Annotated in this window: 8 protein-coding genes; 2 read left to right on the top strand and 6 right to left on the bottom strand. The window is 68.1% G+C overall.

Going from position 1 to position 7,265, the window contains the following annotated elements; genetic code table 11:
* Positions 1 to 56: 56 nt before the first annotated feature.
* Positions 57 to 425, bottom strand: a complete 369-nt coding sequence (locus tag IG74_RS0137815; protein ID WP_030686754.1) for a metal-sensitive transcriptional regulator — start codon at positions 423 to 425, stop codon at positions 57 to 59.
* 167 nt (positions 426 to 592) lie between these two features.
* Here IG74_RS0137815 and IG74_RS0137810 point away from each other — a divergent pair, with 167 nt between their 5' ends.
* Both IG74_RS0137810 and IG74_RS0137805 read left to right on the top strand, forming a co-directional pair.
* The gene (locus IG74_RS0137810; RefSeq protein ID WP_016644813.1) at positions 593 to 1,213 is read left to right on the top strand and encodes a DUF47 domain-containing protein; all 621 of its coding nucleotides are present in this window, start codon (positions 593 to 595) and stop codon (positions 1,211 to 1,213) included.
* A gap of 8 nt (positions 1,214 to 1,221) precedes the next feature.
* Positions 1,222 to 2,220, top strand: a complete 999-nt coding sequence (locus IG74_RS0137805) for an inorganic phosphate transporter (protein WP_030686751.1) — start codon at positions 1,222 to 1,224, stop codon at positions 2,218 to 2,220.
* Between the two features lie 108 nt (positions 2,221 to 2,328).
* Here the strand turns inward: IG74_RS0137805 and pstB are convergent, their stop codons facing one another.
* The 5 genes from pstB to IG74_RS0137780 all read right to left on the bottom strand — a co-directional run bounded on the left by pstB (position 2,329) and on the right by IG74_RS0137780 (position 7,252).
* On the bottom strand, positions 2,329 to 3,105 hold the full coding sequence (gene pstB, locus IG74_RS0137800; RefSeq protein ID WP_030686749.1) for a phosphate ABC transporter ATP-binding protein PstB: 777 nt from the start codon (positions 3,103 to 3,105) through the stop codon (positions 2,329 to 2,331).
* Between the two features lie 73 nt (positions 3,106 to 3,178).
* Entirely contained in the window at positions 3,179 to 4,234 is a 1,056-nt protein-coding gene (pstA, locus tag IG74_RS0137795; RefSeq protein ID WP_030686746.1) for a phosphate ABC transporter permease PstA, read from the bottom strand.
* Positions 4,231 to 5,256: a phosphate ABC transporter permease subunit PstC gene (pstC, locus tag IG74_RS0137790; protein ID WP_030686744.1), complete on the bottom strand. Its 1,026-nt coding sequence runs from the start codon at positions 5,254 to 5,256 to the stop codon at positions 4,231 to 4,233. Before pstC ends, pstA begins: the two co-directional genes overlap by 4 nt.
* 105 nt (positions 5,257 to 5,361) lie before the next feature.
* Positions 5,362 to 6,483, bottom strand: a complete 1,122-nt coding sequence (gene pstS / locus IG74_RS0137785) for a phosphate ABC transporter substrate-binding protein PstS (RefSeq protein WP_030686742.1) — start codon at positions 6,481 to 6,483, stop codon at positions 5,362 to 5,364.
* Positions 6,484 to 6,823: 340 nt separating this feature from the next.
* A complete protein-coding gene (locus IG74_RS0137780) occupies positions 6,824 to 7,252 on the bottom strand; it encodes an NUDIX hydrolase (protein WP_030686738.1) in 429 nt (142 codons plus the stop codon).
* Positions 7,253 to 7,265 lie beyond the last annotated feature (13 nt).

The following is a 7,265-nucleotide window of genomic DNA, read 5'->3' as shown; positions in this document are numbered from 1 at the left end:
GGGTGGGAGAAGGGGCCTGCTGCAGCCGGGGCCCGCTGTTCGGCGCGCCGCAGGCGTCAGGTGCGGAGCATGCGGCCGATGGCCTTCGTGGCCTCCTCGACCTTCGCGTCGATCTCGTCGCCGCCCTTGACCGCCGCGTCCGCGACGCAGTGCCGCAGGTGCTCCTCCAGGAGCTGCAGGGCGAAGGACTGCAGCGCCTTCGTGCCGGCCGAGACCTGGGTGAGTATGTCGATGCAGTAGACGTCCTCCTCGACCATGCGCTGCAGGCCGCGGATCTGGCCCTCGATGCGGCGCAGCCGCTTGAGGTGTTCGTCCTTCTGCTTGTGGTACCCGTGCGTCTGGTGCCCCGCGTGGTCCGCCGTCTGCTCCGAGCCGGAGGGCGCTTCGGTGCCCGTGGCCGCCGCGGCCGCCTCTGTGGTCGTCATCGCGTCCTCCTGTGCATACCCCTAGTGGGTATATGGTACTGGATTTCTCGGGTGGTGTGCTGATCACTGTGCCTGATGGGCGACACTGGGGTATGGCCGGTTAGCCGTGGCCAGATGATGCGCCTAGCATCAGCCTGACCGCATCCAAAGCACCCCGAGGACCCCACGTGCGATTTCGTCTGACCCCCAGGGAGACGAGCTTCTACGACATGTTCGCCGCATCCGCGGACAACATCGTCACTGGCTCGAAGCTCCTGATGGAACTGCTCGGGGCCGACGCCTCGGCCCGAGCCGAGATCGCAGAGCGTATGCGGGCCGCGGAACACGCGGGGGACGACGCGACGCATGCGATCTTCCACCAGCTGAACTCCTCGTTCATCACGCCGTTCGACCGCGAGGACATCTACTCCCTCGCGTCCTCGCTCGACGACATCATGGACTTCATGGAGGAGGCCGTCGACCTGGTCGTTCTGTACCAGGTCGAGGAGCTCCCGAAGGGCGTCGAGCAGCAGATCGAGGTCCTCGCCCGGGCCGCCGAGCTCACGGCCGAGGCCATGCCGCACCTGCGCACCATGGACAACCTCACCGAATACTGGATCGAGGTCAACCGCCTGGAGAACCAGGCCGACCAGATCCACCGCAAGCTGCTCGCCCACCTCTTCAACGGCAAGTACGACGCCATCGAGGTCCTGAAGCTCAAGCAGATCGTGGACGTCCTCGAAGAGGCCGCCGACGCGTTCGAGCACGTGGCGAACACCGTGGAGACCATCGCGGTCAAGGAGTCCTGAGTCACTTCATGGACACCTTCGCTCTGGTCGTGACCATCGGTGTCGCGCTCGGTTTCACGTACACGAACGGCTTTCACGACTCCGCGAACGCCATCGCCACCTCCGTCTCCACGCGTGCGCTGACGCCCCGCGCGGCGCTCGCCATGGCCGCGGTGATGAACCTGGCCGGTGCCTTCCTCGGCAGCGGCATCGCCAAGACGGTCAGCGAAGGGCTGATCGAGACGCCGCACGGCACCAAGGGGATGTGGATCCTCTTCGCCGGTCTGGTCGGCGCGATCGTCTGGAACCTCGTCACCTGGTACTTCGGCCTGCCCTCGTCCTCGTCGCACGCGCTCTTCGGCGGTCTCGTGGGTGCCGCGCTCGCCGGTGGCATCGGGGTCATCTGGTCGGGTGTCATCGAGAAGATCGTCATCCCGATGTTCCTCTCGCCGCTCGTCGGGCTCGTGGTCGGCTACCTCGTGATGTGCGCGATCATGTGGATGTTCCGGAAGGCCAACCCGCACAAGGCCAAGCGGGGCTTCCGGATCGCCCAGACCGTGTCGGCCGCCGGCATGGCGCTCGGGCACGGCCTGCAGGACGCGCAGAAGACCATGGGCATCGTGGTGATGGCCCTCGTCATCGCCGACGTCGAGAACCCGGGCGACCCGATCCCGGTCTGGGTGAAGATCTCCTGCGCGGTGATGCTGTCGCTCGGTACGTACGCCGGTGGCTGGCGGATCATGCGGACGCTCGGCCGGAAGATCATCGAGCTCGACCCGCCGCAGGGGTTCGCGGCGGAGACCACGGGCGCGGGGATCATGTTCACCACCGCCTTCATGTTCCACGCGCCGATCTCCACGACGCATGTGATCACCTCGGCGATCATGGGTGTGGGCGCCACGAAGCGGGTCAACGCCGTGCGGTGGGGGGTCGCCAAGAACATCATTCTCGGCTGGTTCATCACCATGCCCGCGGCCGCGATCGTCGCCGCGGTCAGCTTCTGGATCGTGAATCTGGCGTTCCTGTAACTCCGGCAGCCGCACGCACGCGGGCCCGCCCCCGGGAGCCGGGGGCGGGCCCTTTTGCGTTCCCCGCGGTGGCACCGCCATGCAGCACCGCGGGGAGTCGGGGGCGGCTCAGCCGAAGCGGCCGGAGATGTAGTCCTCGGTGGCCTGGACGGACGGGTTGGAGAAGATGCGCTCGGTGTCGTCGATCTCGACGAGCTTGCCGGGCTGCCCGACCGCCGCGAGGTTGAAGAACGCCGTACGGTCCGAGACGCGGGCCGCCTGCTGCATGTTGTGCGTCACGATGACGATCGTGAAGCGCTCCTTCAGCTCGCCGATCAGGTCCTCGATGGCGAGGGTGGAGATCGGGTCGAGGGCGGAGCAGGGCTCGTCCATGAGGAGCACCTGCGGCTCCACGGCGATCGCCCGTGCGATGCACAGGCGCTGCTGCTGGCCGCCGGAGAGGCCGGAGCCGGGCTTGTTGAGGCGGTCCTTGACCTCGTTCCAGAGGTTGGCGCCCTGCAGCGACTTCTCGACGATGTCGCTCAGCTCGGACTTCTTGTACGAGCCGTTGAGCTTCAGGCCCGCGGCCACGTTGTCGTAGATCGACATCGTGGGGAAGGGGTTCGGGCGCTGGAAGACCATGCCGATGGTGCGGCGCACGTTCACCGGGTCGACACCGGAGCCGTACAGGTCGTCGCCGTCGAGGAGCACCTTGCCCTCGACGCGGCCGCCGGGCGTGACCTCGTGCATGCGGTTCAGGGTGCGCAGGAACGTGGACTTGCCGCAGCCGGAGGGGCCGATGAAGGCCGTCACCGAGCGGGGCTCGACCGTCATGGAGATGTCTTCGATTGCCTTGTGCGAGCCGTAGAAGGCGTTCAGGCCCGAGACGTCGATTCGCTTGGCCATGGGGATCACTGCTTTCGAGAAGTCTGCTGTTGGTCGCGTACGGCCCCACTCGGCGGAGCCGAATGAAGTCGCCTCAGCGACCGGTCTTCGGGGCCTTCCAGCGGGCGATGCCGCGGGCCACGAGGTTGAGGATCATGATGAAGGCGATCAGGGTGAGGGCCGCCGCCCAGGCGCGGTCGTATCCGGCGTTCGTGCCGGACGCGTACTGCTGGTAGATGTACAGCGGCAGGGAGCCCTGGGGGCCGTCGAACGGGTTCGTGTTGATGAAGGGGTTCGTCCACACGAGCAGCAGCACCGGGGCCGTCTCGCCCGCGATGCGGGCCACCGCCAGCATGACGCCGGTCGTGATGCCGCCGATCGCGGTCGGCAGGACCACCTTCAGGATGGTGCGCCACTTCGGTACGCCGAGGGCGAGCGATGCCTCGCGCAGCTCGTTCGGGACGAGCTTCAGCATCTCCTCGGTGGAGCGCACGACCACCGGCATCATCAGGATCGAAAGCGCCATGGCGCCGGCCCAGCCGGAGAAGTCGAAGCCCAGGATCAGGATCCAGAAGCTGAGGACGAACAGACCCGCGACGATGGACGGGATGCCCGTCATCACGTCGACGAAGAAGGTGACCGCCTTGGCGAGCTTGCCGCGTCCGTACTCGACGAGGTAGATCGCGGTGAGCAGACCGATCGGCACGGCGATCAGGCAGGCGAGTCCGACCTGCTCCAGGGTGCCGATGATCGCGTGGTAGATGCCGCCGCCGGTCTCGTCGTCGGCGACGACGCCCATGGAGTGGCTGAGGAAGTAGCCGTCGAGGACCTTCGCACCGCGCTTGACGGTCTCGTAGATCAGCGAGGCCAGCGGGATCACGGCCAGCAGGAACATCACCCACACCACCGAGGTGGCGAGGCGGTCCCTGGCCTGGCGGGGGCCTTCCACGCGGGCCGCGAGGGCGTAGGAGACGCCGACGAACAGCAGGGCCGCGATCAGGCCCCACTGGATGCGGGAGCTCAGGTCCGCCGCGAGGCCGACGGCGCTGGCGACGGCGAGCGAGCCGGCCGCGACGACGTAGGGCGTCCAGCGGGGCAGGCGCGCGGCCTTCAGGCCGGCGGGCGCGGGCTTGACGGTGGTGGTGCTCATGCGTTGGCCCCCGAGTACTCCTTGCGGCGGGCGATGATCATCCGGGCCGCGCCGTTGACAAGAAGAGTGAGAACGAAGAGGACGAGACCGGAGGCGATGAGGGCGTCCCGGCCGTACTCGCTGGCCTCACTGAACTTGCTGGCGATGTTCTGCGCGAACGTGCCGCCGCCGTAGTCGAGCACGGAGGCCTGGATCACGAAGGTCGGGGAGAGCACGGTGGCCACGGCGATCGTCTCGCCGAGCGCGCGGCCGAGGCCCAGCATCGAGGCGGAGATGATGCCCGAGCGGCCGAAGGGGAGCACCGACATGCGGATGACCTCCCAGCGCGTGGCGCCGAGGGCGAGCGCGGCCTCCTCGTGCATCTTCGGGACCTGGAGGAAGACCTCGCGGCTCACGTTGGTGATGATCGGCAGGATCATGATCGCGAGCAGGATGCCGACGGTCATCAGCGAGCGCGGGGCGCCGCCCTCGTACTCGAAGATGCCGGTCCAGCCGAAGTAGTCGTCGAGCCAGCTGTAGAGGCCGGTGAGCTTCGGGGCGACCACGAGGGCGCCCCACAGGCCGTACACGATCGACGGCACGGCGGCCAGGAGGTCGATCACGAAGGCGATGGGGGAGGCGAGCCTGCGCGGCGCGTAGTGCGAGATGAACAGCGCGATGCCGATGGCCACGGGCACGGCGATCACGAGCGCGATGATCGAGCTCACGATGGTGCCGAAGACCAGGACGGCGATGCCGAAGTAGGGCTTGCCGTCGTGCAGGGCGCCCGCGGGGTCCCACTCGAAGGTGGTGAGGAAGCTGCCCTCGTTGTCCGCGAGCGCGATGGACGCGCGGTAGGCGAGGAAGGCCGCGACGGCGGCCATGATCAGCAGCAGCGTGATGCCGGAGCCCCGGGAGAGCGCGAGGAAGATCCGGTCACCGGGGCGGGTGGCGCCGCGTGCGGCGCGCTTCTGCTCGGTGGTGGTGGGCTTGGCGTCCTCGACGGTCGAGGGCGGGGGAGGAGTGTCGGTGGGTATGTCCATGGGGTTCTCCGGTCTGCGGAGCCGGCCGTGCGGTGGGCGCGGGCGGCTCCAGGCGGCGGTGCACCGGACGGCGCGGCCCGCCGGGGAGGCGGGCCGCGCTCAGGTTCAGCTCAGGGCCTTGACGGTCTCGCGGACCTTGGTGATGATCTCGGCCGGCATCGGCGCGTAGGACTCGTCCTTGAGCACGGACTGGCCGTCCTCGCTGGCGATGTAGTTCAGGAAGGACTTCGTCGTGGCGAGGGTGTCCTTGTTGTTGTTCTTCTCGCAGACGATCTCGTACGTGACCAGGATGATCGGGTACGCGCCCTCGGCCTTGGGCTTGTAGTTCAGCTCCATGGCCATGTCCTTGCCCTTGCCGACGACCTTGGCCTCGGAGATGGCCTTGGAGGCGTTGTCGACGGTGGCCTTGACCGGCTCCTTGGCGTCCGTCTTGATGTCGACGGTCTTGATGCCTTCCTTGGCGTACGACAGCTCCATGTAGGAGATGGCGCCCTCGGTCTGCTTCACCTGCTGGGCGACGCCGGAGGAGCCGCTCGCGGACTGGCCGCCCTTGGCCGCCCAGATCTTGGCCGGCTCGTGCGGCCAGGCGGCGGGCGCGGCGCCCTTCAGGTACTTGGTGAAGTTGTCCGTGGTGCCGGACTCGTCGGAGCGGTGGAAGGCCTGGATCTTGGTGCTGGGGAGCTTGGCGTCCGGGTTGAGCTTCTGGATCGCCTTGTCGTCCCAGGTCTTGATCTTGTCGTTGAAGATGTCGGCGACGGTCTTGGCGTCCAGGGTGAGGCTGTCGACGCCCGGGACGTTGTAGCCGATCGCGATCGGGCCGCCGACCATCGGCAGGTCGATGGCCTGGCTGTCCTTGCAGACCTTCTTCGACTTCTCGATCTCCTCCGGCTTCAGGGCCGAGTCGGAGCCCGCGAAGGCGGTCTGGCCCTGGAGGAAGGAGGTGATGCCGGCGCCGGAGCCGTCGGGCTTGTACTGCAGCTGCACGTCCTTGCAGGCCGCGCGGTACTGCTTGACCCAGGCGTCGATCGCGCCCTTCTGGGCGGACGAGCCGGAGGCCATGAGCTGGCCCTTCGCGCCCTCGCAGTCGATGTTGCTGTTGGCGGTGGTCTTCTTGCCGCCGTTGCTGTTGCCGTCGTCGTCCGAGCCGCACGCCGTGAGGGCCAGGGCGCCGGAGACGGCGAGAGCACCGAGGGTGAGGGCCCGCCGGTTCATGCGCTGAAGCTTCACTTTCGGGAGTTCCTTCCGGGAGCCGCCGGCCGTGACTGGCCTGTTCGTGGCGGCGTGCGAAGTGGTTCGGGTGGCCGTGGCGGCCGCTGGTTCGAGCACGCGGGGCGGAGCTTTCTCGACGATCGCGCCGTCGCACCGCGTAAGGCCGAAATTAGGCAGAACAGGTGAAGCCGCCGATGGGCGTAAGTGAACGAGCGGTGAACCTACGCGGACTTTGTGGTTAGGTCACGGGCTGATTACGTCGACAGGCGTGTGAAAGCTTTGCTGGGCGCGCATTTGTGAGCGCGCGCTGGGTAGTGCACGCCCCTTGTGGGAGGCGGGACCGCAGGTGGGGGCGGGATCAGAGCGTCCCGAGGGCGTACAGGGTCGCCAGACAGGCGTCGAGGAGCTGGCGGTCGCGGAGCTGGGTGAGGCGTACCCGGGCCTCGTGCGGGGCGAGCCAGCGGACGCGGTCGACCTCGCGGCTGGGGGTGAAGTGGCCGCCGAGGGCTTCCGCGGCCCAGTAGTGGACCTCTTTGGGGCGGCCGTTCGCGACGTAGCGGGCCATGGGGAGCGGGGGGCCCGGCGCGCAGCGCTGGCCCGTCTCCTCCTCGACCTCGCGCAGGGCGCAGGCCAGGAGCGTCTCGCCCGACTTGATCTTGCCCTTCGGCCAGCTCCAGTCGTCGTACTTCGGCCGATGGACCACGCAGAGGACCAGGCCGTCCGGGGCGGTGGAGCGGCGCCACAGGACGCAGCCCGCCGCCTTGATCGGCTCCGGTGCTCCGGTCATCGGACCGCCCTCC

Source organism: Streptomyces sp. NRRL B-1347, assembly GCF_000720325.1.
Lineage (GTDB): Bacteria > Actinomycetota > Actinomycetes > Streptomycetales > Streptomycetaceae > Streptomyces.
The sequence above is the reverse complement of the archived record's forward strand: the minus strand, read 5'-3'. Positions and strand labels throughout refer to the sequence as shown.